The sequence below is a fragment of the Sanguibacter sp. Z6_81 genome (assembly GCF_057180625.1).
Map to the genome: position 1 here is coordinate 1 of NZ_JBXUFV010000002.1, position 26192 is coordinate 26192.

Below are 26192 nucleotides of genomic sequence, written 5' to 3' on the forward strand. Positions count from 1 at the left end.
GGAGACTGTGTGGGAGAGTAGGACGCCGCCGGACAACCATTGTCGAAGGCCCACCCCTCAAGGGGTGGGCCTTCGTCATGTCGTAAACTTGAAGACCACGGGGCGCTGCAGCCACAGGATGCCTGCTGAGCGCCGGTGAGAACGTTGATTGAGCCGCGACCTCGTTGGAGGCCGCGATGCGGCACGAGGCCGTGGGGCCAGGTGGTCGACAGAGCACCTCAGGAACGCTCGGCCTGCACCGCAGGTTGCCAGAGTGCCCGCGGTTTACTTGAAGAGGGAGAGCACGTGAGCGACGACCAGGAACGCCCGGGAAGCAACGACCGGCGGGACGAGAGCAGGGGTGCGGGACGCCCTGAGCGTGGCTCCCGTGACAACGGAAGCCGTGCCCCGCGACGGGATGGCAGCAGCTCACGTCCTGAGCGTGGCTCGCGGCCGTACGGTGACCGCGCGCCTCAGGGCGATGACCGTGGTCCGCGTCGTGACGACCGTGATCGTGCGCCTCAGCGTGACTCGCGGCCGTACGGTGAGCGTGCGCCTCAGCGCGACTCGCGTCCCTACGGCGACCGTGCTCCGCAGCGTGATGACCGTGGCCCGCGTCGTGACGACCGCGACCGTGCGCCCCAGCGTGACTCGCGTCCCTACGGCGACCGTGCCCCGCAGCGCGATGACCGTGCCCCGCAGCGCGATGACCGTGGTCCCCGTCGGGACGACCGCGACCGTGCGCCTCAGCGTGACTCTCGGCCCTACGGTGACCGTGCGCCTCAGCGTGACTCTCGGCCCTACGGTGACCGTGCGCCTCAGCGTGACTCTCGGCCCTACGGTGACCGTGCGCCTCAGCGCGACTCTCGGCCCTACGGTGACCGTGCGCCTCAGCGCGACTCGCGTCCCAACGGCGACCGTGCTCCGCAGCGTGATGACCGTGGTCCCCGTCGGGACGACCGCGATCGTGCGCCCCAGCGTGACTCGCGTCCCTACGGCGATCGTGCGCCCCAGCGTGACTCGCGTCCCTACGGCGACCGTGCGCCGCAGCGCGACTCGCGTCCCTACGGTGAGCGCGCTCCGCAGCGTGATGACCGTGGCCCGCGTCGTGACGACCGTGACCGTGCTCCGCAGCGTGATGACCGTGGTCCCCGTCGTGACGACCGCGACCGTGCCCCGCAGCGCGACTCGCTTCCCTACGGCGACCGTGCTCCGCAGCGTGATGACCGTGGTCCCCGTCGTGACGACCGCGATCGTGCGCCCCAGCGTGACTCGCGTCCCTACGGCGACCGTGCTCCGCAGCGCGACTCGCGTCCCTACGGTGAGCGCGCTCCGCAGCGTGATGACCGTGGCCCGCGTCGTGACGACCGCGATCGTGCGCCGCAGCGTGACTCGCGTCCCTACGGCGACCGTGCTCCGCAGCGTGACTCGGCCGCCGGTCGGGAGCGCGCGGAGATGCGGGACGGTCACAGCTCACGTCCGCAGCGGGCACCGCGAACCTTCGGCGAACGCCCCCGGACAGACTCGCGCTCGTCCCACCACGACGAAGCGCCGCGCGCCACGCGACCTCCCGAGCGTGATGCCGCGGGAGTTCGCCCCCCCAGGCACTCCAATCCTGCCGAGGGCCGCGGTCGTGATGAGCGCGCACCCCGCCGCGAAGCGCCCGCCGGTACGGAACGTCGAAGCTCGGGACCGGCGGCACCGGTGGCGCCCTCGATCCCCGAGGGTGTGCAGTTCTCGGACCTCGACCGCGACGCCCGCGGGCGGCTGCGGACCTTGACGAAGGACAACGCGGAAGGCGTCGCCCTGCATCTCGTGATGGCTGGCCGGCTCATCGACACGGACCCCGAGCTGGCGTACGAGCACGCCCAGGCGGCGGTCCGCCGTGCCGGGCGTGTCGACATCGTGCGGGAAGCCGCAGGCCTGACCGCATACAGCACCGGCCGCTTCGCGGAGGCTCTGCGCGAGCTGCGTACCGCTCGCCGTCTCAACGGCTCGTCCGAGCACCTCGCGGTGATGGCCGACTGCGAGCGTGGCCTCGGTCGGCCCGAGGCAGCGCTCGCTCTTGCGGCGTCGCCCGAGGCCGAGACTCTCGACGAGCTGCAGAAGATCGAGCTGGGCATCGTCGTCAGTGGAGCCCGGAGCGACCTGGGTGAGATGGAGTCGGCGGAAGCGACACTTGCCGCGCTCGATGTGCCCGCTGGACACAGAGACATCGAGCTCCGGGTGATCGAGGCTCGCCTCGCGCTGCTGCAGGAGGCAGGCCGTGACGAGGACGCGGCGCGGTTGCTCACCGGGCTGTCGGCCCGGGAGCGCGTGCTCGTGGGTGCAGACGAGCACAGCGACGAGGATGATGTCGTCGTCTTCGACCTCGAGGGGGACGAGAACGCGGATGATCGGTCGCAGGACGAGGCTGCTCAGCCGACCGCCGCACCCAGCGATTCGGTCGCGCCGACCCGTGCCGCCCCGCTGGACGAGGCATGAGGGCGGTGCTCAGAGCGAGCGAGAAGCCGCTCGCAGAGGCGTACGACCTCGCTCTGGTCGACCTCGACGGGGTCGCGTACGCGGGCCACGAGCCGATCCCGTACGCGGCGGAGGGCCTTGCTGGGGCACGGGCAGCGGGCATGCGGCTCGTGTTCGTCACGAACAACGCGTCCCGTGAACCCGTATCGGTCTCCGACCAGCTCTCCTCCCTCGACATCCCTGCGGTGCCGGACGATGTGATGACCGCCGCGCAGGCATGCGCACGGATGCTCGGCGAGCACGTCGAGCCAGGTTCGCGCGTGCTCGTCGTCGGAGGTGCCGGACTCGTCACGGCCGTGACCGAGCAGGGATACGTCGTCGTGACGTCCGCTGACGACGAGCCTGCGGCAGTCGCTCAGGGATTCGCTCCGACGCTCGGCTGGTCAGACCTCGCGGAGGCGGCCTATGCGATCTCGCGGGGGGCCGTGCACGTCGCCAGCAACCTCGACCTCTCGCTGCCCACAGCGCGCGGCTTCGCCCCGGGTAACGGATCCCTCGTCGGCGCCGTCGTCGCGGCGACCGGTGTCACGCCGTTCAGCGCGGGCAAGCCGTCCCCGGCGATGTACGCGATGGCGGTCGAGCGCGCGGGAGCGGCGAAGCCGCTCGTCATCGGGGACCGGCTCGACACGGATCTTGCGGGAGCGCGCGCTGGTGGGTATCCCGGGCTGCACGTGCTCACGGGTGTCAACAGTGCCCGGGACGACATCCTCGCCGTCCCGGGCGAGCGGCCCGACTTCATCGGGGCAGACCTGCGCAGCGTCCTGCAGCCGCACCCGGCGCCGGTGCAGAAGGACGGCTGGTGGGCCTGCAACGATGCCGCAGCGCGGGTGACCGACGGCCGGCTCGAGCTGTCGGAGATGCACGACTCGTCGCTCGACCTCGTCCGTGCGGCGTGCGGCGCGGCCTGGTCGTTCGTGGACGATGGTGGCGTGCTCGATGCGTCGACGGTTCCAGATCTTCCTGTGGGCAGTGCCTGAGTGCACCCGACCGCTGGGTAGTGTGACTGGTCGCGCTCGGCACGAGCGCTCTCCGTGACAACGCACGGTACCGACGACCGACGGGAGAACCACCCCGTGACAGACCCCACCGCGGTACCAGGAGTACCCACCGCTGCCGTCGCAGACAGCTCCGGCCGGGTGACGGAGGCGCTCGCCGCGCTCGACGTCCTCCAGGGGCTCGACGAGCGACCCGTCGCCGAGCACCCCGCGGTGCTCGAGACCGTGCACGAGGCTCTGCGGGCAATTCTCGAGAGCGGCCGGTGAGCTCGATCCACCCGTCCGAGGGTCGCGGTGCGGCGCGGCTCGACAGCGAGCTCGTCCGCCGTGGGCTTGCCCGGTCCCGCGGTACAGCAGGCCAGCTCATCGCGGAGGGCAGGGTCGAGGTTGCCGGACAGATCGCCCGAAAGCCAGCGACGCCGGTCGTTCCCGACGCCGTCGTCGTGGTCCGCCGCGACCCGTCAGTCCCTGACTTCGTCTCACGTGGGGCGTTCAAGCTCGACGGAGCGCTGGCCGCGCTGGGCGTCGACGGCCCCGCGGTGCGAGGCGCCGACTGCCTGGATGTCGGTGCCTCGACAGGTGGATTCACCGAGGTCCTCCTGCGGCGCGGCGCACGACGGGTGATTGCTCTCGACGTCGGGCACGGCCAGCTCGTGGACGCACTGCGCGACGACGAGCGCGTCCACGTCATCGAGGGATACAACGCCCGGGAGCTGGCCGCCGAGGACCTTCCGTGGCAACCCGGGATCGTCGTCGCCGATGTCTCCTTCATCTCCCTGACGATGATCCTGCCTGCGCTCGCACGCGCCGTCGGGCCGCGCGCGGACATGCTGCTCATGGTCAAGCCGCAGTTCGAGGTCGGCAAGGAGCGTCTGGGACAGGGAGGCGTCGTGCGTGATCCTTCGTTGCATGCCGAGGCGGTGCGCGCCGTCACCGCGTGCGGCGCTGCGCTCGGGCTGGGCACCCGGGCGATCGTGCCCAGTCCCTTGCCCGGTCCGCACGGCAACCGGGAGTTCTTCGTCTGGTTCGCGCGTGCAGCTGCCCATCACGCGCCGGGAGATGACACCATCGACCGTGCGGTCAGCGCGGTGCCCGAGGGGTCCGTGCCGAGCGTCACCTGGGTCGACCGACCCGATCCGTCGACTGTTGGAGGACGAGCGTGAGCCGCAAGATCCTGGTCGTGACCCACGGGGGCCGGCAGCAGGCCGTCGCGAGCCTGCGCGGTGCGGTCCCGGAGCTGCGCTCAGCGGGGTTCGACGTCGTCCTGCACGACCACGATCTCGCTGCGGAGCTCGGCACGCACAAGTTTGCGCTCGACGACCCCATGGCCTCGCTGGACGACACCGAGCTCGTCATGGTGCTCGGGGGCGACGGGACGATCCTGCGCGCCGCCGAGATCACCCACGGGAGCGAGGTGCCGATCCTGGGCGTGAACCTCGGGCACGTCGGGTTCCTCGCCGAGAGCGAGCGGGAGGACCTGCGCGATGCGGTCCGCCGGTTGGCGGACCACGACTACGCGGTGGAGGAACGCGGGGTCCTCGACGTCGTCGTCCACCGACCGGGGGCCGAGGTCTTCCGTGACTGGGCGCTCAACGAGGCGACGATCGAGAAGAACGAGCGCGCCCGCATGATCGAGGTCGCCATCGAGGTCGATGGTCGGCCGTTGTCCTCCTTCGGCTGCGACGGTGTCGTCATGGCCACGGCGACCGGCTCGACCGCGCACGCGTTCTCCGCCGGCGGGCCCGTGATGTGGCCCGACGTCGACGCCAAGCTGCTCGTCCCGTTGTCCGCGCACGCGCTCTTCGCACGGCCCCTCGTGGTCGGCCCGCAGTCCCGCTTCGCCGTGGAGGTCACGACGGTCTCGGGAGCCGAAGGAGTGCTCATCACCGACGGGCGGCGGCGTACCGAGCTCCCCGTCGGCTCCCGGGTCGAGGTGTCCACGGGGGCCACACCCGTCCGGTTCGCACGGCTCAGCCAGGCCCCCTTCACCGATCGGCTCGTGAGCAAGTTCTCGCTGCCCGTCGTCGGGTGGCGGGGGACGTCCGACGACCAACCGCACGGGAAGGTGTGAGCGTGCTGCAGGAGATGAGCATCGAGAACCTCGGCGTGATCAGCGCCGCCCGGGTCGAGCTGGGCCCGGGTCTCACCGCCATCACCGGCGAGACCGGGGCGGGGAAGACGATGGTGCTCACCGGGCTGGGGTTGCTCATGGGAGGGCGCAGCGACCCGCAGTCGGTTCGGGCCGGGGCGGCGAACGCGGCAGTCGAGGGACGTGTCACCGTCGACGACCCTGCGCTCGCCGAGCGGGTGGCGGACGCCGGTGGGGTGCTCGACGAGGACGGGACCCTCGTCATCGCCCGGACGGTCGCCGTCCAGGGTCGGTCCCGGACCCATCTGGGAGGGCGGAGCGTGCCGCAGGCGGTGCTCGCCGAGCTGGCGGCCGACCTCGTGACGATCCATGGGCAGTCGGACCAGATGCGTCTGCGCTCCCCGCAGCGGCAACGTGAGGCGCTCGACGAGTTCGCGGGCGACGCCCTCCTGGCGACCCTGGAGGAGTACCGCAGGTGCTGGAACCGGCGGGCGAGGATGCGGGCGGAGCTGACCGAGATCACCGAGCGCGCGGCGGAGCGCGCCCGCGAGGCGGAGATGCTGCGGTTCGGTCTCGCGGAGGTCGAGCGCGTCGAGCCGACGGCGGGCGAGGACGTCGAGCTCGGGCAGGAGGCCGAGCGCCTGAGCAACTCCGAGGAGCTGCGCGCAGCTGCCCGCGACGCGCTCGTCGCCGTCGCGGGAGACGACCCCGAGTCGGTCTCCCTGACCCCGGAGGCGAGCGCAGTCGCTCTCGTCGACCGCGCCCGGCGACAAGCGGAGCACGGCGGGGCCCACGACCCCGCGCTCGCTGCCGTCGCGGCGCGTCTCGCTGACGTCGCGTACGCGCTCGCCGACATCGGTGGTGACCTCGCGAGCTACCTGTCCGGGCTGGACGCCGACCCTGCCCGCCTCGAGGCCGTGGAGGCGCGCCGCGCCGAGCTCGGGCACCTGACCCGGACCTACGGCCGAGACGTCACCGAGGTGCTCGAGTGGGCGTCTGCGGCGAGCGCACGGCTCATCGAGCTCGAGGACGACGACGAGCGGATCGGTGTCCTCGGAGCCGAGCTCGACGAGCTGGACACGGAGCTGGCGACGCTCTCCGGCCAGCTCAGTGCCGCGCGGACCCGGGCCGCCGTGGAGCTCGGGGACGCCGTCACCCGTGAGCTGCGCGGTCTGGCGATGGGTGGGGCGACCCTCGAGGTCGAGGTGAGCCCTCTCGACGAGCCCGGGCCGTGGGGGAGCGACGCCGTCCAGATGCTGCTCAGTGCGCACCGGGGCGGTCCACCGCGGCCCCTCGGCAAGGGCGCCTCCGGTGGTGAGCTCTCCCGGGTGATGCTGGCCATCGAGGTCGCGCTCGCGACCTCGAGCGCCTCCGGGGCCCGTCGGACACCGACGATGATCTTCGACGAGGTGGATGCGGGCGTCGGCGGCAAGGCGGCTGTCGAGATCGGACGACGGCTCGCGCACCTGGCGCGCTCGACGCAGGTCGTCGTCGTCACGCACCTGGCACAGGTGGCTGCGTTCGCCGACACGCACCTCGTCGTGACGAAGGCGGCACCCGGGACCTCGTCCCAGGACGAGATCACCCAGTCGGGGATCCGGGTCGTCGGGGACGCCGACCGCGTCCAGGAGCTCGCACGGATGCTCTCCGGGCAGGACGGGTCGGAGGTCGCGCAGCGCCACGCGGAAGAGCTCCTGGCGATGTCCGCTGTGCGATCATGAGACTGATGAGAATCTTCACGAAGTCGGCTCCGGTCGCCACGGGACCCGGCCTGCGTGGTGTGGCCAAGGTCGACCGCCGGACCAAGGACCTCACCAAGCGCATCGACGTCGGCGACATCGCCGTGATCGACCACCAGGACATCGACCGGATCGCCGCGGAGGCGCTCGTCGGTGCCCGTCCTGCCGCGATCCTCAACGCGTCGCGCTCGATCTCTGGCCGGTACCCCAATCTCGGACCGAGCATCATCGTCGAGGCGGGCATCCCGCTCATCGACGATCTCGGCCCCGACGTCATGTCGATCCGGGAGGGGCGCACCATCCGCGTCGAGGACGGCTCGGTGTACCTCGGCGACCATCTCGTGGCCGAAGGCATCGAACAGAGCCCGGAGTCGGTCGCCTCAGCGCTCGAGGAAGCCCGCGAAGGTCTGTCCGCCCAGCTGGAGTCCTTCGCTGCGAACACGATGGACTACCTCCGCCGAGAGCGGGACCTGCTGCTCGACGGCGTGGGAGTCCCCGAGATCTCGACGAAGATCGCCGGGCGGCAGGTCCTCATCGTCGTCCGCGGCTACCACTACAAAGAGGACCTCCTCACGCTGCGGCCGTACATCAAGGAGTACCGACCGATCCTCATCGGCGTCGACGGCGGCGCGGACGCGATCATCGATGCGGGGTGGTCCCCGGACCTCATCGTCGGAGACATGGACTCGGTCTCCGACAAGGCGCTGCGCTCCGGGGCCGAGATCGTCGTCCACGCGTACCGGGACGGACGAGCCCCCGGGATGGAGCGCGTGGACGCCCTGGGTGTCCCGCACGTCGTCTTCCCGGCCGCAGGCACGAGCGAGGACATCGCGATGCTCCTGGCTGACGACATGGGCGCAGAGGTGATCGTCGCGGTCGGCACGCACGCCACCCTCGTGGAGTTTCTCGACAAGGGCCGTGCCGGGATGGCCAGCACCTTCCTCACCCGGCTGCGCGTGGGGGGCAAGCTCGTTGACGCGAAGGGCGTCTCTCGCCTCTACCGGCACCGGATCTCCAACGCCCAGCTCGTGCTGCTCGCGGTGGCCGGGCTCGTCGCCGTCGCAGCAGCGATCACGTCGACCTCCGTCGGTCAGACCTTCCTCGGTCTCACGGCCGCGCGCCTCGACGACCTCTGGTCGTGGGTGACCCACCTCTTCACGTGACGTCCGGCCCGTGGTCGCCCGCCCACGATCTCTTCCCACTTCTCAGAAGGTTCCACTCCCGTGATCGACTTCCGGTACCACATCGTCTCGCTCATCTCCGTGTTCCTTGCACTGGCCGTCGGGATCATCCTCGGCGCGGGGCCGCTCAAGGAGTCCATCGGTGACCAGCTCACGGGACAGGTGGACGTCCTGCGTACGGAGAAGGACGAGCTGCGTGAGCAGGTCGACTCGACCCAGGCGACACTCACGAGCACCGATGCGTTCGTCGCGGCGTCTGCGCCCGACCTTCTCGAGGGAGTGCTTGCGGGCCGCCGCGTCGGGATCGTCCAGCTCGGCGCGATCGACGACGCCGTCATCGTGGGCGTCGAGGCCCAGATCGCCGCAGCCAGCGGGACGATCAGCATGCGCACGCAGCTCACGCCGGCGTGGACGGACCCTGAGACGGCGGACTCCCGCCAGTCCTACGCGACAAGCCTCACGGACTACCTCGCGGACACCGCCACCACGGACGGGTACGACGTCACGCTCGCTCGTGCGCTCGTCGAGGCGATGACCGCCGCCGACCCCGCCGCACCGGACGCGTTCTCGGCCGACGCGATCCTTGTCCAGGAGATCCTCGTCAGTGCGGAGCTCGTCGAGGTGCTCGGGACGCCCACAGGACCGGCTGACGTCATCGTCGTGCTGTCCGGAGGGGCGCCGACCGTGGGAGACAAGGAGTCTCCGAGCGACGACGAGCTGCGTGCGGCCGCGGCCCTGCAGCGCAACGTCGCCGTCGCCGCCCAGGCAGGGTCGGAGGGCGCCGTGCTCGCGACCGGGACGCCCGCGGAGAACGGTGTCGTGACGATCGTCCGGGAGGACGAGTCGTTGTCCGGGTCGATCACGACCGTCAGCGACATGAACAGGATCACGGGGCAGGTGACGATCCCGCTCGCTCTCGCTGCACGCGTGGCGGGGGTCGTGGGGCAGTACGGGCCCGAGGAGGACGCCACGGCGATCATGCCCGCTCGAGTGGCCCTGGAACCCGTGGACCGGACCCCGGTCGTGGGCGACGGCGCGGAGGCGACGGAGCCCGACCCGGCGATCGAAGGCGCAGGGTGAGCGCCCGCTGGCTGGGCGCCGCACTTGTCGGTGCCCTGACGACGAGCGCCGCCCGCCGCGCCCTCGGGGCGCGGCCACCGGGCGGCAGCGCGCAGTGGACCAGGGAGAACCACCGGTCCGAGCAGGTGAGCCTGCTCGAAGGGCCGGCGGTCGTGCTCGGTCTCATCGGCGGGGCGCTCGCCACCGACGGTGGACCACGTCGGTGCGCGGCGGCGGTGCTGGCCACGGCTGCCGCGGGTGCCTTCGGCGTCCTGGACGACCTCACGGAGGACGTGAGCACACGCACGAAGGGACTGCGCGGTCACCTCACGGCTGCCGCGAACGGGCAGGTGACGACGGGCGCCCTGAAGGTCGTCGGGATCGGGGCCGCGGGACTGGTCGCCGCGGCGCTCGGCGGTGACGCCACACCGTCGTCGCGCACCCGCCGGGTCGTCGACATCGCCGTCGATGGTGCCCTCATCGCTGCCTCCGCGAACTTCATCAACCTCCTCGATCTCAGGCCAGGACGCGCGCTCAAGGTCGGCATGGGGGCTGCCGCCAGCCTCGTGGTCCTCGCGCCCGGCGGCGCAGCCGCAGGCGCGGTGCTCGGAGCTGCCGGCGCCGCGATGCACCGGGACCTCGCGGAGCAGGACATGCTCGGCGACGGTGGAGCGAACGCCCTGGGCGCGCTCCTCGGCACCCAGGTCGCGTTCTGGGCCCCACGTCCGGTGCGGGTCACCGCGCTCATGGTCCTCGTCGGGCTCACTGCGGCGAGCGAACGGATCAGCTTCTCCCGGGTGATCGCCGACGTCCCGTGGTTGCACCGCGTCGACATGTGGGGTCGACGCCCCCCGTCTTCCCCGTCCATGCCCACCACGCAGAGCGCCGCGGAATGAGAGCACGGTTCGCCCCTGCGGCGCAGAGCCTCGCCGGGGCGGCCGTGCTCATCACTGTCGTCACGATCGCCAGCCGGGTACTGGGCTTCGGCCGCTGGGCGGTGCAGGCGGACCAGCTCGGTGTCGGCGGCGTCAACGCGGCGTACGCCGCAGCGAACCTCCTGCCGAACGTGCTGTTCGAGGTCGCTGCGGGCGGTGCGCTCGCGGGCACGGTCATCCCCCTGCTCGCGGGGCCGCTCCTGCGCCAGGAGAAGGAGACCGTCTCCGCCATCGCGTCCGCCCTGCTCACCTGGGCGCTCGCGGTGCTCCTGCCTCTCGGAGTCCTCGTCGCGGTCTTCGCCGACGAGATCGTCGGGCTCATCGCGGACACGGGCGAGGGGGTCGACGCCGAGGTCACCGCGTTCTTCCTCGCGGTGTTCGCGGTCCAGATCCCGCTCTACGGTGTCGGGGTCGTGCTCGGTGGCGTCCTGCAGGCCCATCGGCGCTTCTTCTGGCCCGCGTTCGCACCGATCCTCTCCAGTGCTGTCGTCATCGTCGCGTACGTCGTGTTCGGTGCGCTGGCGGACGGCCAGCAGGGAACGCCTGCGGAGCTGTCGGACTCCTCCCTCAACTGGCTCGCCTGGGGCACCACCGCCGGTGTCGCGGCGATGAGCCTGCCGCTGCTCGTCCCCGTCGCCCGGACCGGCACGCGGCTGCGCCCGACGTTCCGGCTTCCGCCCGGCGTCTCGCGTCGGGCACGGCACCTCGCGACGGCGGGCATCGGCGCGCTGCTCGCGCAGCAGCTGTCCGTGCTCGCCGTGTTCTACGCCGCGACCCGGTACGGGGGCAGCACCGCGTACAACGTGTACACCTTCGCCCAGGCGGTCTACGTGCTGCCCTACGCGATCCTGGCGGTGCCGCTCGCCACTAGTGCGTTCCCGCGCCTGGCCTCCCGGGCGTCCGCGGGTGACCGCGAGGGCTTCGCCCGCCTGAGCGGTGCGACGACGAGGGCTGTCCTCGTCGTGTCCGCGGTCGGTGTGGCAGCGCTCGTCGCGGGGAGCGGACCGGTCGAGGCAGTCTTCGACTCGTTCACGCCAGGAGGCGTGCGGAGCATGGCCGTCGCGATCGCCTGGGCCGCCCCCGGTCTCGTCGGCCTCGGCCTGATCTTCCATCTCTCACGGATCCTCTACTCGATCGACCAGGGCCGGGCCGCGGTGGTCGGGACCGCGACGGGGTGGGTCACCGTCGTCATCGTCTCCCTCGTCCTGCCCGCTCTGCTCGTCGGCAGGAGCATCGACGTCACACGGACCCTCGCGGCGATCGGAGTCGCCCACACGGTCGGCATGAGCGTCGCTGCCGGCATGCTTCTCGCGTCGCTGCGCCGGCACGTGGGCCACGGGGTGCTCCGGGGATTGCCCCGGACCGCCCTCGTCCTGCTCATCGGGACCGTGGTCGGCGCTGGGGCCGGGCACCTGCTCACGTCCCAGCTCCTGCCCACGGACCCGTCGATCGTGGTCAGCGTGCTCGTGGGGATCCTCGGAGCCGCCGTCGGCGGAGGGATCGTCGTCGGAGCGGTCCTCGTCGCCGACAGGTCAGCACTGAGTGGTCTGCGTGGGACGACAGGCACGAGCGGGGCCGACGCGGCCGTCGCACCGAGCGTCACGGGGGCGAGCGATGAGCAGCACTGAACGGCCGATCGTGCTCCAGGTCCTCGGGTCCAGTGCCGGAGGTGTGGCACGACACGTCGCCCAGATCTCTGCCGCGCTGGCGGGCGGGTCCCCGGACCAGTCCGCGTACACGGTGAGGATCGCTGGACCCGATTCGGTGCGACCGATCGTCCTCCCGGTCGATGGGGCGGTCGGTGAGGCGGTCGGTGACGATCCGCACGGATCGGACGCACACGTCGAGCACGGGCAGCCAGTCGTGGCGCCTCCGGAGTTCCACCCGGTGGAGATCGCCGACCGACCTGGCGCTGCGGACACACGGTCCGTCCGGCGCCTGCGCGAGCTCGCCCGGGACGTCGACGTCGTGCACGCGCACGGACTGCGAGCAGGTGCGCTCGCGGTGCTCGCGGTGCGGACGGTGCCGGTCTCCGTGCGTCCCCGCCTCGTGGTGACCCTGCACAACCTCCCGGTCGGCTCGCGAGCGGTCCGCCTCGTGTCGCAGGCGCTCGAGCGGATCGTCGCGCGCGGCGCCGACGTCGTGCTGGGGGTCAGCATGGACCTCGTGCGGCTCGCCCAGACGCGCGGCGCCCGGGCGACCGCCCGGGCGCTCGTCCCCGCACCAGCAGCGAGCACTGTCGTGGCCGAGGCGGACGAGGTCCGACGCGAGCTCGGTGTGCAGGACGGCCAGCGGCTGCTCGTCACGGTCGGACGGCTCGCTCCCCAGAAGGGCCTCGAGACGCTCTGCGACGCTGCGGAGCTCCTGCGTCCCGCTGCGGTGACCGGCGACGACGTCGTGACGCAGCAGGACGTCCTGTGGGTGCTGGCAGGCGGAGGGCCGCTCGAGGCGACACTGCGGCAGCAGGTGACGGACAGGAGCCTGCCGGTGCGCCTGCTGGGGTTCCGCGACGATGCGCCCGCCCTGCTGGGGGCGGCGGACGTCGTCGTGAGCACCGCGGTGTGGGAGGGGCAGCCGTTGTGGCTCCAAGAGGCGCTCGCGGCCGGAGCCGCGGTCGTCGCGACGGACGCCGGCGGGACCCGGGAGGTCACCGGCAGCGCCGCACGCCTCGTGCCTGTGGGGGACGCCGTCGCGCTGGCGAACGCCGTCCGTGCTCTCCTCGACGACGACGAAGCGCTCGCGGCGCTCCGCGCACAGGCACGGGACCGGGCGTCAGAGCTGCCGACGATCACCGACGTCGTGGAGAGCCTCGTCCCGCTCTACCGAGGGGTCTGACGCTGGCGGGCCACGGCGCTCGCCCTTGGCCGCCCAGGCCGGCCGATCCGGGGGAGCGGGCTCGGTGATAGAGTCGAACCCCGTGGCAGATCATGGGAACAGGTTTCAGTCCAACAGCCGAGTCCGGTCGGGATCGACGACGCGGCACATCTTCGTGACCGGGGGTGTGGCCTCCTCCCTCGGTAAGGGATTGACGGCCTCCAGCCTCGGCAGACTCCTCCGTTCGCGCGGTCTGCGCGTGACGATGCAGAAGCTCGACCCCTACCTCAACGTGGACCCGGGGACGATGAACCCGTTCCAGCACGGTGAGGTCTTCGTCACCGAGGACGGCGCCGAGACAGACCTCGACATCGGTCACTACGAGCGGTTCCTCGACGTCGACCTCGCAGCAGCGGCCAACGTCACGACGGGTCAGGTCTACTCGCAGGTCATCGCCAAGGAGCGGCGCGGGGAGTACTTGGGCGACACGGTGCAGGTCATCCCGCACATCACCGACGAGATCAAGGCGCGGATGCGCGCCCAGGCCGGCGACGACGTCGACGTCATCATCACCGAGATCGGTGGCACGGTCGGCGACATCGAGTCCCAGCCGTTCCTCGAGGCCGCCCGCCAGGTGCGTCACGACGTGGGACGCGACGACGTGTTCTTCCTCCACGTCTCCCTCGTGCCGTACATCGGGCCGAGCGGGGAGCTGAAGACCAAGCCGACGCAGCACTCGGTCGCCGCCCTGCGGAGCATCGGCATCCAGCCCGACGCCATCGTGCTGCGCGCCGACCGCGACGTGCCGGAGGGCACCAAGCGCAAGATCGCCAACATGTGCGACGTCGACAACGAGGCCGTCATCACCTGCAAGGACGCGCCGAGCATCTACGACATCCCGAGGGTCATCCACTCGGAGGGCCTCGACGCGTACGTCGTGCGCCGGCTGGGCCTGCCCTTCCACGACGTCGACTGGCACGGTTGGTCGCAGCTGCTCGAGCGCGTCCACGAGCCCGCCCACACCGTCGAGGTCGCTCTCGTCGGCAAGTACGTCGACCTCCCGGACGCCTACCTCTCCGTCACCGAGGCCCTGCGCGCCGGCGGGTTCGCCAACGACGCGAAGGTCTCGATCCGCTGGGTCCCGTCCGACGAGTGCCAGACGCCCGAGGGTGCGCAGAGGGCGCTCGGTGGCGTCGACGCGGTCCTCGTCCCCGGTGGCTTCGGCATCCGCGGTATCGAGGGCAAGCTCGGCGCGCTGCGCTGGGCGCGCGAGGGCAAGGTGCCCACGCTCGGCATCTGCCTCGGCCTGCAGTCGATGGTCATGGAGTACGCGCGCAACGTCGTGGGCCTCGAAGGCGCGTCGTCGTCCGAGTTCGACCCGGACACCCGGCACCCGGTCGTCGCGACGATGGCGGAGCAGAAGGCGATCGTCGGCGGAGACGGCGACCTCGGCGGGACGATGCGCCTCGGGTCGTACGAGGCCGTGCTGGCGCCCGGCTCGGTCGCAGCGGGCGTGTACGGCTCCGAGCGTGTGTCCGAGCGCCACCGCCACCGCTACGAGGTGAACAACGCCTACCGTGCCCAGCTCGAGGAGGCGGGGCTCGTCATCAGCGGCACGTCGCCGGACTCGCTGCTCGTCGAGTTCGTCGAGCTGCCCGCGTCGGTGCACCCGTACTACATCTCGACCCAGGCGCACCCGGAGTTCAAGTCGCGTCCGACGCGTGCCCACCCGCTGTTCTCCGGGCTCGTGACGGCGGCCCTGGCCGCCCGGGACACGGCACAGGCATGACCGGCGGTGCAGGGGACCGGCTGGTCGACGTCCGGGCCCCTCGCCCCGTGACCGCTCACGAGGTGCTGCACGAGGGACGGATCTTCGACCTCGTGCGCGACGACGTGGACCTGGGCGGCTCGACGGTCCGTCGCGAGTACGTCGATCACCCCGGAGCGGTCGCGGTCGTCGTCCTCGACGAGGACGAGCGGATGCTGCTGCTCAAGCAGTACCGGCACCCGGTCGCCCGGGAGCTGTGGGAGCCGCCGGCTGGCCTGCTCGACGTCAGCGGAGAGCCGGCGCAGACCGCTGCCGCCCGTGAGCTCGCCGAGGAGGCGGACCTCGTCGCCGCCCGCTGGGACGTGCTCGTGGACTACTTCACGACCCCTGGCGGCAACAACGAGGCGCTGCGGGTCTTCCTCGCACGTGACCTGTCGCCGGTTCCTCAGGCAGACCGGCACGTCCGCGAGGACGAGGAGCGGGACATGGAGGTGCGCTGGGTACCGCTCGACGAGGCCCGCGCCGCGGTGCTGAGGGGGGACCTGCACAACCCGTCGGCGGTCGTCGGGGTCCTTGCCGCGACGGCGGCACGTGACTCGGGGTGGACCACGCTGCGTCCGGCGGACGCCCCGTGGCCTGAGCGGAAGGGCTGAGGCCGAGCGGAGGGAGCGCCTCGGACGTGCGGAGCGATGTCCGCGCTGCCCCTTTTCGGTAGCACTGTCCAGAGTGTGCGGGGACCGCTACGCTGTGCGGCACAGGACTCGACCAACGGCGGTCGGGTTGACCGCCCACGGGTGGTCGTCGAGCTCGGGGGAGTCGTCCTATGTCCGCACGCCCGTCAGGCACGCTGTCCCGTCTCGCTGCGTTCACCGCCGCAGTGCCCCTCGTGCTCGTGCCGATCCTCCTCGCTCCGGGAGCGCCAGCGGCTGAGCCTGCCGCCCTGTCGGTCCTGGCCGACTTCGAGGGAGGTGCTCCCGCCGGCTTCTTCTCCTACGGCTCCGCCGGCTTCGGCATCGTCGAGGTCGCCGAGGGGGCGCCGGAGGCGCGCCCCGGGCAGGTAGGTCCGGCGGAGGTGCTGTCGTACGGCTTTGACGTCACCATGGAGGGTGCGTTCGGCGGGGTCGGCAACAACCTCTCGACCGCCTCGGACTGGTCCGCGTTCGACGGGGTCCAGCTGTGGTTCCGGGGGACCGGCAGCGGCGCCGAGTTCCAGGTCGAGATCTTCGACGGCGGGTCGGATGCCGACACGTCGGAGCGGTTCGACCACACGGTCGTCGACGACGCCGTGGGGTGGGAGCTCGTGCAGATCCCGTGGGCGGACTTCGCCCGGGCGACGGACTTCCAGCCGGCAGGCGCGCCGGACGACGGGCTGGGCCTGACGACGATGTGGGGGTTCGCGCTGCCCGCCGCTTCCGGGGTCGCGACGGTGCTCGTCGACGACATCGCCGTCTACTCCGAGACCGCGGTCACCCCGACCGTCTCCTTCTCCGCCGCGGCGCTCCAGGCGGTCGAGGGATCCACGGCGCAGGTCACGGTGGGTCTGGACGTCGCCTCGAGCGATCCGGTGACCGTGACCTACGCGACGGCCGACGGCACGGCGACGGCCGGGAGCGACTACACGGCGACGAGTGGCACCCTGACGTTCGCGCCCGGGGTGACGTCCCAGTCCTTCTCCATCACCACGACGGCCGACGACGCGCCCGAGGCAGACGAGACCGTCGGCCTCTCCCTCGCCGAGGCTGCAGGGGCGACCCTGGGGTCCTCGGTCGCGACACTGACCATCCTCGACGACGACACGGCACCGACCGGCCCGTCGCACGACCGATCGATGCTCGTCGATGACTTCGAGCAGCCGTTGCCGTCCGGTGCCGACGGCGCCGTCCCGGTGGGCTGGTTCACCGCGCAGGATCCCCAGGGGACGGTGACGTTCGGCCCCACGACCACCCCGCCGGCACCGGTCCCGGGCTCGCCCGCGGGCAACACCGCCCTCGGTGCGACCTACGACGTCCAGTCCTACGGCGTCGTCGTGCACAACTTCACCGACGAGACCGCGTCGGCGTGGCAGCCGCAGGACTGGAGCTCCTACGAGGGGATCGGGTTCTGGATGTACGGGTCCGGGACCGGCAACGGCCTCTTCCTCGACGTCGTGGAGAACCGGAACGGGGGATCGACGACCGACGATGCGGAGCGGTTCGTCGTGAACTTCACGGACAGCTGGACCGGGTGGCGGTACCTGGAGTTCGACTTCGACGACTTCTCCCGCAAGGAGATCGGCAACGGCGCACCCAACGACGGGTTCGAGAGGACCGACGTCCATGGCTACGCCATCGGTGCGCTCCGGACCGACGTCCCGCGCACGTTCTTCGTCGACGACGTCGTCGTCTACGGGCAGGCCGAGCAGGCGCCGCTCTCCGTGGGCTTCGACCGCGCGGGCTACACCGCGGTCGAGGGCTCACCCGCCACGGCCGTCGTCCGGCTCAACCGGGCGTCGGACGCCGACGTCTCGGTGGCGTACGCGAGCGCCGACGCCACGAGCAGGACCGCGACCGAAGACCTGTCGGCGACGCTCGACCGGGACTACTCGGCAGTGAGCGGGACGGTGACCATCCCCGCCGGGGAGCGGGAGGCGACCATCACCGTGCCGACGCTGCAGAACGCCAAGCACGAGGTCGACGAGACGTTCCTCCTGGGCCTGTCCGACCCGGTCGGTGCCGAGCTCGGGTTCGTGCGCACGGCGACGGTGAGCATCGAGGACGACGACGAGATCGACCCTCGGCTCATCGACGACTTCGAGTCCTTCCCATGGTTGTTCGGGACGCAGGGCGAACCAGGGCTGGCCGTCCGGGAGATCGCGAGCGGCACCTCGGCCGCCTACCCGGGACAGGACTCGTACGAGCACGTCCTCGACATCACGACGGACGGCCAGGCGTCGATCTTCCGCGACTTCCCCGTGGGACAGGACTGGTCGCAGTCGCAAGGACTGAGCTTCTGGTTCGAGGGGCAGGGCGACGGCGGGACGGTGACGGTCGACCTGGCCGACAACGGTGTGCCCGATCCCGGTGCGACCGGGTGGACCCAGGTGTGGAGCGACGAGTTCGACGCACCAGCAGGCACACCAGCCGACCCGACGCGGTGGTCGTACGAGACCGGCGGGTGGGGATGGGGCAACGACGAGCTCCAGTACTACACCGACAGCACGGACAACGCGGCCCACGACGGCGCCGGCAACATGGTGATCACCGCCCGGGAGATCGACCCTGCCACCACGGACCTGCAGTGCTGGTACGGGCCGTGCACGCACACCTCCGCGCGGCTGGTCACGGAGCAGAAGGCCGAGTTCGCGTACGGGCGCATCGAGTCCCGGGTGCTCGTGCCGCGCGGAGCGGGGATCTGGCCCGCCGTCTGGGCGCTGGGGACGGACTTCCGCGAGATCGGATGGCCGCAGACCGGCGAGATCGACATCATGGAGTTCGTGGGCAAGCTGCCCAACGAGGTCTTCGGCACGATCCACGGCCCCGGCTACAGCGGCGGGGCGTCCTTCGGGAACACCTATGAGCTCGACGAACCCGTCTACGAGGACTGGCACACGTTCAGCGTCGAGTGGACGCCCGGCGCGATCACCTGGTTCGTCGACGGGATCCAGTACCACGAGGCGACGCCCGCGGACGTGGCTGACAACCCGTGGGTGTTCGACCACCCGTTCTCGCTCCTGACGAACGTCGCGGTCGGCGGCAACTTCGGCGGGCCCCTCGGGGACGACCTGGACTTCCCCCAGTCGCTCACGCTCGACTACGTACGGGTTTTCCAGGCGGCGGACACGGCTGAGCGGTTCGAGGCCCAGGTCGTCGACGACCAGGCGGGCTGGCGCGAGGTGGTGGTCCCCTTCGACAGCCTTGTCCGCAGCGCCGATCAGCCAGCGGGAGCTCCTGACGACGGACTCACCCTCACGGACGTCCAGGGGTACGGCTTCACCCTCGCGCCAGACGGCTCCCCGAGCGATCGCGCCGCCGCGGCGGCAGTGTCACGGGTGAGCATCGACCGCGTGATGCTCCTCGACGAGCTCCCCGCCGGGCTCCCACCCGTCGTCGCCCCACCCGTCGTCGCGCCGGGTGTGGAGCCTGTCGTCGAACCCGCGCCCGGGCTGGTCCCACCGCGGACGAGCAGTGCGCCGGTGCTCCGAGGGCCGGCCGGCGGGCGGTACGGGTCGCTCCCGGCGACCGGCTCGGACGGGGTCGGCACGCTCCTGGCCGTCGTGATGCTCACACTCACGCTCGGTGGTGGTCTCTACGGCGCGGCCCGGGTCCGTCGGCGCGGAGGCGAGGTCACCTGACAGCCGCGGCCGCGGGGGTTCGGCCGGGCTGCCCGCCGTGGCGAGACCGGTGCTGGCACCGGACCCGTGGTCAGGACCGGGTGCGGAGTGCGAGGGGAACGCGGACGCAGCCGACGGTGAGGAGCGCAGCGCCGAGCATGTGCACGCCCACGAGGATCTCGGGCAGGCCAGTGAAGTACTGGACGTAGCCGATGGCCCCCTGGGCGAGAGTCACAGCAACGAGGACCCACACGACGCGGCGCGCTCGCGTGCCATGTAGCGCGCTCCGGTGCACGAGGACGACGAGGACCGCGAGGACGGCGAGGAAGACCCAGACCGACGCCGCGTGGAACCGGGTGATGTGCGCGGGATCCAGCGCGAAGCGGTACCCGACCTCGCTGTCGCCCGAGTGCGGTCCCGCACCGGTGACGATGACCCCCAGCACGAGGACCGGGACAAGGAGCACCTGCAGCAGGTAGCCCGTCGCGCGTGCCGCTCGAGAGGCGACGGGAACCGGAGGGCCGTCACCCTCGGCGCTGCGGTCGAGGAGCACGGCGGACACCGCGACGAGCGCCATCGAGATGAGGAAGTGGGAGCCGACGATCGCGGGGTGGAGGTCCATGTGGACGGTGATCCCACCGATGACCGCCTGGACGGCCACTCCGGCGAGCGGGAGCGTGCCGAGCACCCGGTACGCGGTGCTGCGTCGCCGGTCCGTCCACACGAGCAGCAGGACGGCCAGGGCGGCGATGCCCACGACGCCGGTGAGCGTCCTGTTCCCGAACTCGATGAACGGGTGGTAGCTCGTGGCCTCGTGCAGCACCGGGGTGAACTGACCGGGCTCGCAGAGCGGCCACGTGGAGCACCCCAGACCGGAGCCGGTGAGGCGCACCGCGCCACCCGTGACGACGATCCCGATCTGCGCGACGAGATTGGCAAGGAGAGCCGTGCGTGTCCAGGGCCGCGCCCGCGCGAGCCAGCCCGCCTCGGGCGCGGGTGCGCCAGCAGTGCCGGGAGCTTCGGGTGCGGAGGTCGGAATGCTCACGATCCCACGGTAACCGCCGTGCGGTCGCCGATCGTCACCCCGCCGGTGTGACATTGGCCGGGTGCGGGTGCGGGTGCGGTGGCGTCAGTGCCAGCGGAAGAACCGAGCCGCAGCCGACCCGAGCAGAACCGTCCACACGACGAGGACCGCCACGGCACCGAGCGGGATGGTCCCGTCGAGGAGGGCGCTGCGCATGGCCTCGCCGAGAGCACCCGACGGCAGGAGGCTCACGACGCTCCCGAGAGCGCCCGGCAGCCGGTCTGCTGGCAGGAGCACACCGCCACCCACCGTGAGGAGCACGAGCAGGACGTTGCCGAGCGCGAGGACGCCCTCTGCGCGCACGGTCCCGGCGAGGAGCATCGCGAGAGCCGTGAATGCCGCGGTGCCGAGCAGCACGGCCAGGAGCGCGAGAGGGACGCCGGTGCCGACCGGTCTCCACCCGAGCGCGAGGGCCGTGCCCGCGAGGACGACGATCTGCACGGCCTCGACGACGAGCACCCCGGCGACCTTCGCCGCCAGCAGTCCACCGCGGCCCAGGGGAGTCGTGGACATGAGCCGCAGGACGCCGTTGCGCCGGTCGAACGCGGTCGCGATGGCCTGCGACGTGAACGCGCAGCTCATCACGGCGAGGGCGAGGATCCCCGGCGTGACGAAGTCGATCCGGGAGGCGCCTCCGGTGTCGAGATCGATGATCGTCGTCCGGGTGAGCCCGAGGAGCAGGAGGACGGGCAGCAGGATCGTCACCATGAGCTGCTCGCCGTTGCGCAGGATCAGCGTCGTCTCGAAGACCGACTGGGCGAGGATCCGGTGGCGTGCGCTCGCGGCGCGCGGGGCGTCGCCCGGCTGCGGCGCTGCGCGCGACGGCCCGGGGTCATGGGTGGCGGTCATCGCAGCTGCCGTCCTGTGAGGTCGAGGAACACGTCCTCGAGCGTGCGGCGCCCTGACGTCAGGCCGGTGAGCAGGATGTCCTGGGCGGCGCACCACCGCGTGAGCTCGAGCAGCAGCGCGGGGGTCGCGGGTGCGGTGACGACGTAGCTCCCGGGACCCGAGGCGACGACGGCGTGCCCCAGGGCGGCGCCGAGCGACTCCAGGTCGAGGTCGGCCACGGTCTCGAAGGAGACGGACGCGGCGCCACCCGTGACGAGCTCGGCCGGAGACCCCTCGGCGATGACCGCTCCGTGGTCGAGGACGACGACATGGTCGGCGAGCGCCTCGGCCTCGTCCATGAGGTGGGTCGTCAGCACGATCCCGACGCCGTGGTCGCGCAGCTCGTGGACGAGCTCCCACACGGCGTGCCGGCTCTGCGGGTCGAGGCCCGCGCCCGGCTCGTCGAGGAAGACCACGTCCGGGCGTCCGACGATCGCCGCGGCGAGCGCCAACCGCTGACGCTGTCCGCCCGACAGCCGGCGCACCGTGGTGCGGGCGAAGCTCTCGAGGCCGAGCCGCTCGACGAGCTCGCCGACATCGAGGGGATCGGCGTACATCGCTGCGACGTGACGCAGCACCTGGAGCGCTCGGGCTGACGTGGGCAGCCCGCCGTCCTGGAGCATGACGCCCACCCGGGCGCGCAGCTCGGGTCCCTCCCGCGCCGGGTCCATGCCCAGCACCCGGACGGTCCCTGCGTCGGGGACGCGCAGACCCTCGCAGCACTCGATGGTCGTCGTCTTTCCCGCACCGTTGGGTCCGAGCACCGCGGTGACCTCACCCATCCGGGCGACGAGGTCGAGTCCGCGGACGATCTCGCGGCCGTCGTAGCGCTTGACGAGGCCGGTGATCTCGACCGCTGCGGGGGAGGGGGGCACGCTGCCCGAGTCTACGGGGCGGGGTGGGGACCTTGGCGGTCCCGCGCGGGTGTGATCCCGAGCACCGGCGGGGCGTGGCGGTGCGGCAGGTGAGGGTTTCCTTCCTTGCGGGAATCGATTTAGCCCACAAGGATGTTGCCTAATAGACGTGCCACCTGGGTGCGTCGACAGGCCGGTCATGGCTGCACGCAGTGGACGGAGGTGGCGGGATGAGTCTGGCAGCAGGAGCTCGCGTACCCAGCACCGACTCCGCGGCGGGCGACGAGTCGACGACCCGCGACCGCGTCCTGCGCCTCATCGTCGCTGAGGGACCGATCACCGCGGCGTCCCTCGCTGCGACGCTCCATCTCAGTGCTGCAGGCATCCGGCGTCACATCGGGTGCCTCGAGGAGACCGGGATGGTCGCCGTGCACGACGGCGGCCGCCGGTCCGGCACCCGGGGGCGACCAGCACGTGCCTACGTCGGCACCGAACGGGCTCACACGACGATGGCGGGGCAGTACCCGGACATCGCCGCACAGGCGCTGCACTTCCTCTCTGACGTCGCTGGCCCGGACGCCGTCGAGGAGTTCGCGGCCCGTCGCCTCGAAGGTTTCGAGGCGCGCTACGCCGAGAAGGTCACCGCGACCGACGTCCCCGGCCGGGTCGAGCAGCTGGCCGAGGCGCTGTCCGCCGACGGCTTCGCGGCGAGCGTCCGGCCCGTCAACGGCGCGATGACGCTCCAGCTGTGCCAGGGGCACTGCCCCGTGCAGCACGTCGCCGCAGAGTTCCCCCAGCTGTGCGACGCGGAGTCCAAAGTCTTTTCCCGTCTGCTCGGTTCTCACACCCAACGCCTCGTGACCCTCGCCTCCGGCGGGCACGTGTGCACCACCAACGTCCCCGTCACACCCGTGGAAGGAACACGATGAGCGCACCTACGCAGGACTCCAACGCTCCCGCAGTCGAGACCGACGAGGAGATCATCGCCTCGATCGGCTCCTACGAGTACGGCTGGCACGACAGCGACGCCGCCGGCTCGCTCGCGCGGCGCGGACTCGACGAGGACGTGGTGCGGAACATCTCGAGCCTCAAGAACGAGCCGGAGTGGATGCTCAAGCTCCGCCTCAAGTCCTTGAAGCTCTTCGAGAAGAAGCCCATGCCGAACTGGGGCAGCGACCTCTCGGGCATCGACTTCGACAACATCAAGTACTTCGTGCGGTCGACGGAGAAGCAGGCCACCACCTGGGAAGAGCTGCCCGAGGACATCAAGGCGACGTACGACCGCCTGGGCATCCCGGAGGCGGAGAAGCAGCGCCTCGTCTCGGGCGTCGCAGCCCAGTACGAGTCGGAGGTCGTCTACCACCAGATCCGTGAGGACCTCGAGGAGCAGGGCGTCATCTTCGTCGACACCGACACCGGTCTGCGCGAGTACCCCGAGATCTTCGAGCAGTACTTCGGCTCGGTCATCCCCGCGGGCGACAACAAGTTCGCGGCGCTCAACACCGCGGTGTGGTCCGGTGGCTCCTTCGTCTACGTCCCTCCGGGCGTGCACGTCGAGATCCCGCTCCAGGCGTACTTCCGGATCAACACCGAGAACATGGGCCAGTTCGAGCGGACGCTGATCATCGCCGACGAGGGCTCCTACGTGCACTACGTCGAAGGCTGCACGGCGCCGATCTACCAGAGCGACTCGCTGCACTCCGCGGTCGTGGAGATCATCGTCAAGAAGAACGCTCGCGTGCGCTACACGACCATCCAGAACTGGTCGAACAACGTCTACAACCTCGTCACCAAGCGCGCCACGGCCGCCGAGGGCGCGACGATGGAGTGGGTCGACGGCAACATCGGCTCGAAGGTGACGATGAAGTACCCGGCGATCTACCTCATGGGCGAGCACGCCCGTGGTGAGACGCTCTCCATCGCCTTCGCGGGCGAGGGCCAGCACCAGGACGCTGGCGCCAAGATGGTGCACGCCGCCCCCCACACGTCCTCGTCGATCGTCTCGAAGTCGGTCGCCCGCGGCGGTGGACGCACGTCCTACCGAGGCCTCGTCCAGGTCCTCGAGGGCGCCAAGCACTCCGCGTCCAACGTGCTCTGCGACGCGCTCCTCGTCGACCAGATCTCCCGCTCCGACACGTACCCGTACGTCGACGTCCGCGAGGACGACGTGTCGATGGGTCACGAGGCGACCGTCTCGCGCGTCAGCGAGGACCAGCTGTTCTACCTCATGTCCCGAGGCATGGCGGAGACCGAGGCCATGGCCATGATCGTGCGTGGGTTCGTCGAGCCCATCGCTCGTGAGCTGCCCATGGAGTACGCCCTCGAGCTCAACCGCCTCATCGAGCTCCAGATGGAAGGGTCCGTCGGCTGATGACCAGCTCTGCCCCCAGCACCACCACACCAGCCCCGGAGGGCGGTCTGACGACCGACCACTCACGCGCGGTCGCCGACGGCGCACACTCGCACGGCACCGGCGGGACGCCCCAGGGATCCCGCGCCGAGCGCGTGACGTCGTTCGACCTCGCGACGATCGGCGTGCCCACCGGGCGCGAGGAGGAGTGGCGCTTCTCACCCGTGGGCCGGCTCGCGCCGCTCTTCGACGCCAACCTCGCGTCGCTCGGTGTCCGGACGACCGTCGTCGAGGCGCACGAGGTCTCCGTGCAGATCGTCGGGCGTGACGACGCACGGCTCGGCCTGGCCGGGCGCCCCGGCGACCGCACCGCGGTCACGGCCTGGAACGCCGTCAAGGAGGCGACGATCGTCACGATCCCCGCCGAGGCCGTCGCCTCGGACGTGACGTCGATCCGCGTCGAGGGCATCGACACCACCCCGACGGCCTCCCACCTGCTCATCCACGCCCAGGCGATGAGCGAGTCCGTCGTCCTCCTCGACCACGTGGGGACCGCGACGCTGTCCGAGACCGTGGAGATCGTCGCCGAGGACGGCGCCCACCTCACCCTCGTGAGCGTCCAGGACTGGTCCGCCGGTGCCGTGCACGCGAGCTCGCACCGCATCCGCATCGGACGCGACGCGAAGGTCAAGCACGTCGTCGTGACGCTCGGCGGCGACGTCGTGCGCGTGACCCCGGACGCGGAGTTCGTCGGCGAGGGCGGTGAGGTCGAGATGGTGGGCCTGTACTTCGCCGACGCCGGTCAGCACCAGGAGCACCGCTTGTTCGTCGACCACGCCGTCCCGCGCTGCAAGTCCCGTGTGACGTACAAGGGCGCGCTGCAGGGCCAGGAGGCGCACACGGTCTGGGTGGGCGACGTGCTCATCCGCGCCGCCGCCGAGGGGACCGACACCTACGAGCTCAACCGCAACCTCGTCCTGTCGGACGGTGCGCGCGCGGACTCGGTGCCGAACCTCGAGATCGAGACGGGTGTCATCGAGGGGGCCGGCCACGCGAGCGCGACCGGACGCTTCGACGACGAGCAGCTGTTCTACCTGCAGGCCCGCGGCATCCCCGAGGCCGACGCGCGTCGGCTCGTCGTGCGCGGGTTCTTCGCCGAGCTCATCCAGGAGATCGGGGTGGCCTCCGTCGAGGAGCGCCTGCTCGCCTCCATCGACGCCGAGCTGGCGAAGTCGATGAGCGTCATCGAGGGCGGCCTGCCCGCCGCGGCTGGCGCATGAGCGCCCAGCTTGCCTGCCTGACGACCGACGTGGCGCCGGAGACTGCGCTGCGCGTGGAGCTCGAGGGCGAGCGGGGAACCGTCGAGGTCGCGATCGTGCGTGACTCCGACGGCGACCTGCACGCCGTCTCGGACCTGTGCACCCACGGTGCTGTGTCGTTGTCCGAGGGCGAGGTCGAGGGTTGCTTCATCGAGTGCTGGTTGCACGGGTCGCAGTTCGACCTGCGCACCGGCCAGCCCACCGCACTGCCCGCCACGCGTCCCGTGGCCGTCTACCCCGTGAGCGTCGACGGCGAGCGAGTGCTCGTCGACGTCGACGCCCCCCTGTCGTCTTCCTAGGAGATCA

Annotated in this window: 22 protein-coding genes; 18 read left to right on the forward strand and 4 right to left on the reverse strand. The window is 71.3% G+C overall.

Translation table 11 applies throughout. The annotated features are described in order from the left end of the window. Window positions 1-408: 408 nt before the first annotated feature. Window positions 409-1449 carry a hypothetical protein gene (locus AC2AXK_RS04970; protein ID WP_484344253.1) on the reverse strand — a complete coding sequence of 347 codons (1041 nt, stop codon included), beginning with the start codon at window positions 1447-1449 and terminating at the stop codon, window positions 409-411. 234 nt (window positions 1450-1683) lie between these two features. Between AC2AXK_RS04970 and AC2AXK_RS04975 the strand changes: the two genes are divergently transcribed. The 14 genes from AC2AXK_RS04975 to AC2AXK_RS05040 all read left to right on the forward strand — a co-directional run bounded on the left by AC2AXK_RS04975 (window position 1684) and on the right by AC2AXK_RS05040 (window position 19412). Then, window positions 1684-2463, forward strand: coding sequence for a hypothetical protein (locus tag AC2AXK_RS04975; RefSeq protein ID WP_484344254.1), 780 nt, complete (start codon window positions 1684-1686; stop codon window positions 2461-2463). Continuing rightward, window positions 2460-3479 carry an HAD-IIA family hydrolase gene (locus AC2AXK_RS04980; protein WP_484344255.1) on the forward strand — a complete coding sequence of 340 codons (1020 nt, stop codon included), beginning with the start codon at window positions 2460-2462 and terminating at the stop codon, window positions 3477-3479. Before AC2AXK_RS04975 ends, AC2AXK_RS04980 begins: the two co-directional genes overlap by 4 nt. Window positions 3480-3575: 96 nt before the next feature. Next, window positions 3576-3764, forward strand: coding sequence for a hypothetical protein (locus AC2AXK_RS04985; RefSeq protein ID WP_484344256.1), 189 nt, complete (start codon window positions 3576-3578; stop codon window positions 3762-3764). Next, the gene (locus AC2AXK_RS04990) at window positions 3761-4660 is read left to right on the forward strand and encodes a TlyA family RNA methyltransferase (RefSeq protein ID WP_484344257.1); all 900 of its coding nucleotides are present in this window, start codon (window positions 3761-3763) and stop codon (window positions 4658-4660) included. Before AC2AXK_RS04985 ends, AC2AXK_RS04990 begins: the two co-directional genes overlap by 4 nt. Beyond that, a complete protein-coding gene (locus AC2AXK_RS04995; RefSeq protein WP_484344258.1) occupies window positions 4657-5568 on the forward strand; it encodes an NAD kinase in 912 nt (303 codons plus the stop codon). Before AC2AXK_RS04990 ends, AC2AXK_RS04995 begins: the two co-directional genes overlap by 4 nt. Window positions 5569-5570: 2 nt before the next feature. After that, window positions 5571-7307, forward strand: coding sequence for a DNA repair protein RecN (gene recN / locus AC2AXK_RS05000; RefSeq protein ID WP_484344259.1), 1737 nt, complete (start codon window positions 5571-5573; stop codon window positions 7305-7307). 5 nt (window positions 7308-7312) lie between these two features. Further along, complete coding sequence (steA, locus tag AC2AXK_RS05005) at window positions 7313-8488, forward strand: putative cytokinetic ring protein SteA (RefSeq protein WP_484344260.1); 1176 nt, start codon at window positions 7313-7315, stop codon at window positions 8486-8488. 60 nt (window positions 8489-8548) lie between these two features. After that, entirely contained in the window at window positions 8549-9586 is a 1038-nt protein-coding gene (locus AC2AXK_RS05010; RefSeq protein ID WP_484344261.1) for a copper transporter, read from the forward strand. After that, on the forward strand, window positions 9583-10461 hold the full coding sequence (locus AC2AXK_RS05015) for a hypothetical protein (RefSeq protein ID WP_484344262.1): 879 nt from the start codon (window positions 9583-9585) through the stop codon (window positions 10459-10461). The genes AC2AXK_RS05010 and AC2AXK_RS05015 overlap by 4 nt, the downstream gene beginning before the upstream one ends. Next, window positions 10458-12128 carry a murein biosynthesis integral membrane protein MurJ gene (gene murJ / locus AC2AXK_RS05020; RefSeq protein WP_484344263.1) on the forward strand — a complete coding sequence of 557 codons (1671 nt, stop codon included), beginning with the start codon at window positions 10458-10460 and terminating at the stop codon, window positions 12126-12128. Before AC2AXK_RS05015 ends, murJ begins: the two co-directional genes overlap by 4 nt. Next, a complete protein-coding gene (locus AC2AXK_RS05025) occupies window positions 12115-13335 on the forward strand; it encodes a glycosyltransferase (protein ID WP_484344264.1) in 1221 nt (406 codons plus the stop codon). Before murJ ends, AC2AXK_RS05025 begins: the two co-directional genes overlap by 14 nt. Before the next feature lie 82 nt (window positions 13336-13417). Next, window positions 13418-15103, forward strand: a complete 1686-nt coding sequence (locus AC2AXK_RS05030) for a CTP synthase (protein ID WP_484344265.1) — start codon at window positions 13418-13420, stop codon at window positions 15101-15103. Continuing rightward, entirely contained in the window at window positions 15100-15735 is a 636-nt protein-coding gene (locus AC2AXK_RS05035) for an NUDIX domain-containing protein (RefSeq protein ID WP_484344266.1), read from the forward strand. The genes AC2AXK_RS05030 and AC2AXK_RS05035 overlap by 4 nt, the downstream gene beginning before the upstream one ends. A gap of 170 nt (window positions 15736-15905) precedes the next feature. Then, the gene (locus AC2AXK_RS05040) at window positions 15906-19412 is read left to right on the forward strand and encodes a carbohydrate binding domain-containing protein (protein ID WP_484344267.1); all 3507 of its coding nucleotides are present in this window, start codon (window positions 15906-15908) and stop codon (window positions 19410-19412) included. A gap of 70 nt (window positions 19413-19482) precedes the next feature. On the opposite strand, the gene AC2AXK_RS05045 is transcribed toward AC2AXK_RS05040, so the two are convergent. The 3 genes from AC2AXK_RS05045 to AC2AXK_RS05055 form a co-directional block, all read right to left on the reverse strand. Further along, a complete protein-coding gene (locus AC2AXK_RS05045; RefSeq protein WP_484344268.1) occupies window positions 19483-20436 on the reverse strand; it encodes a COX15/CtaA family protein in 954 nt (317 codons plus the stop codon). 84 nt (window positions 20437-20520) lie between these two features. Then, window positions 20521-21324, reverse strand: a complete 804-nt coding sequence (locus AC2AXK_RS05050) for an ABC transporter permease (RefSeq protein WP_484344269.1) — start codon at window positions 21322-21324, stop codon at window positions 20521-20523. Continuing rightward, on the reverse strand, window positions 21321-22238 hold the full coding sequence (locus tag AC2AXK_RS05055; RefSeq protein ID WP_484344270.1) for an ABC transporter ATP-binding protein: 918 nt from the start codon (window positions 22236-22238) through the stop codon (window positions 21321-21323). Before AC2AXK_RS05055 ends, AC2AXK_RS05050 begins: the two co-directional genes overlap by 4 nt. Before the next feature lie 209 nt (window positions 22239-22447). Between AC2AXK_RS05055 and AC2AXK_RS05060 the strand changes: the two genes are divergently transcribed. Genes AC2AXK_RS05060 through AC2AXK_RS05075 form a run of 4 tightly spaced genes read left to right on the forward strand, consistent with a single transcriptional unit; the run spans window position 22448 to window position 26185 of the window. Then, entirely contained in the window at window positions 22448-23146 is a 699-nt protein-coding gene (locus tag AC2AXK_RS05060; protein WP_484344271.1) for a helix-turn-helix transcriptional regulator, read from the forward strand. Further along, window positions 23143-24588, forward strand: coding sequence for a Fe-S cluster assembly protein SufB (gene sufB / locus AC2AXK_RS05065; RefSeq protein WP_484344272.1), 1446 nt, complete (start codon window positions 23143-23145; stop codon window positions 24586-24588). The genes AC2AXK_RS05060 and sufB overlap by 4 nt, the downstream gene beginning before the upstream one ends. After that, entirely contained in the window at window positions 24588-25847 is a 1260-nt protein-coding gene (gene sufD, locus AC2AXK_RS05070) for a Fe-S cluster assembly protein SufD (protein ID WP_484344273.1), read from the forward strand. Before sufB ends, sufD begins: the two co-directional genes overlap by 1 nt. Next, window positions 25844-26185 carry a non-heme iron oxygenase ferredoxin subunit gene (locus AC2AXK_RS05075; RefSeq protein ID WP_484344274.1) on the forward strand — a complete coding sequence of 114 codons (342 nt, stop codon included), beginning with the start codon at window positions 25844-25846 and terminating at the stop codon, window positions 26183-26185. Before sufD ends, AC2AXK_RS05075 begins: the two co-directional genes overlap by 4 nt. Window positions 26186-26192: the final 7 nt, after the last annotated feature.

Bases quoted from the DNA above. Each gene is read 5' to 3' on its own strand.
- AC2AXK_RS05075 (WP_484344274.1), top strand. From the start codon at position 25,844: ATGAGCGCCCAGCTTGCCTGCCTGACGACCGACGTGGCGCCGGAGACT.
- steA (WP_484344260.1), top strand. From the start codon at position 7,313: ATGAGAATCTTCACGAAGTCGGCTCCGGTCGCCACGGGACCCGGCCTG.
- AC2AXK_RS05050 (WP_484344269.1), bottom strand. From the start codon at position 21,324: ATGACCGCCACCCATGACCCCGGGCCGTCGCGCGCAGCGCCGCAGCCG.
- AC2AXK_RS05035 (WP_484344266.1), top strand. From the start codon at position 15,100: ATGACCGGCGGTGCAGGGGACCGGCTGGTCGACGTCCGGGCCCCTCGC.
- sufD (WP_484344273.1), top strand. From the start codon at position 24,588: ATGACCAGCTCTGCCCCCAGCACCACCACACCAGCCCCGGAGGGCGGT.
- sufB (WP_484344272.1), top strand. From the start codon at position 23,143: ATGAGCGCACCTACGCAGGACTCCAACGCTCCCGCAGTCGAGACCGAC.
- AC2AXK_RS04980 (WP_484344255.1), top strand. From the start codon at position 2,460: ATGAGGGCGGTGCTCAGAGCGAGCGAGAAGCCGCTCGCAGAGGCGTAC.
- AC2AXK_RS05060 (WP_484344271.1), top strand. From the start codon at position 22,448: ATGAGTCTGGCAGCAGGAGCTCGCGTACCCAGCACCGACTCCGCGGCG.
- murJ (WP_484344263.1), top strand. From the start codon at position 10,458: ATGAGAGCACGGTTCGCCCCTGCGGCGCAGAGCCTCGCCGGGGCGGCC.
- AC2AXK_RS05025 (WP_484344264.1), top strand. From the start codon at position 12,115: ATGAGCAGCACTGAACGGCCGATCGTGCTCCAGGTCCTCGGGTCCAGT.
- AC2AXK_RS05040 (WP_484344267.1), top strand. From the start codon at position 15,906: ATGTCCGCACGCCCGTCAGGCACGCTGTCCCGTCTCGCTGCGTTCACC.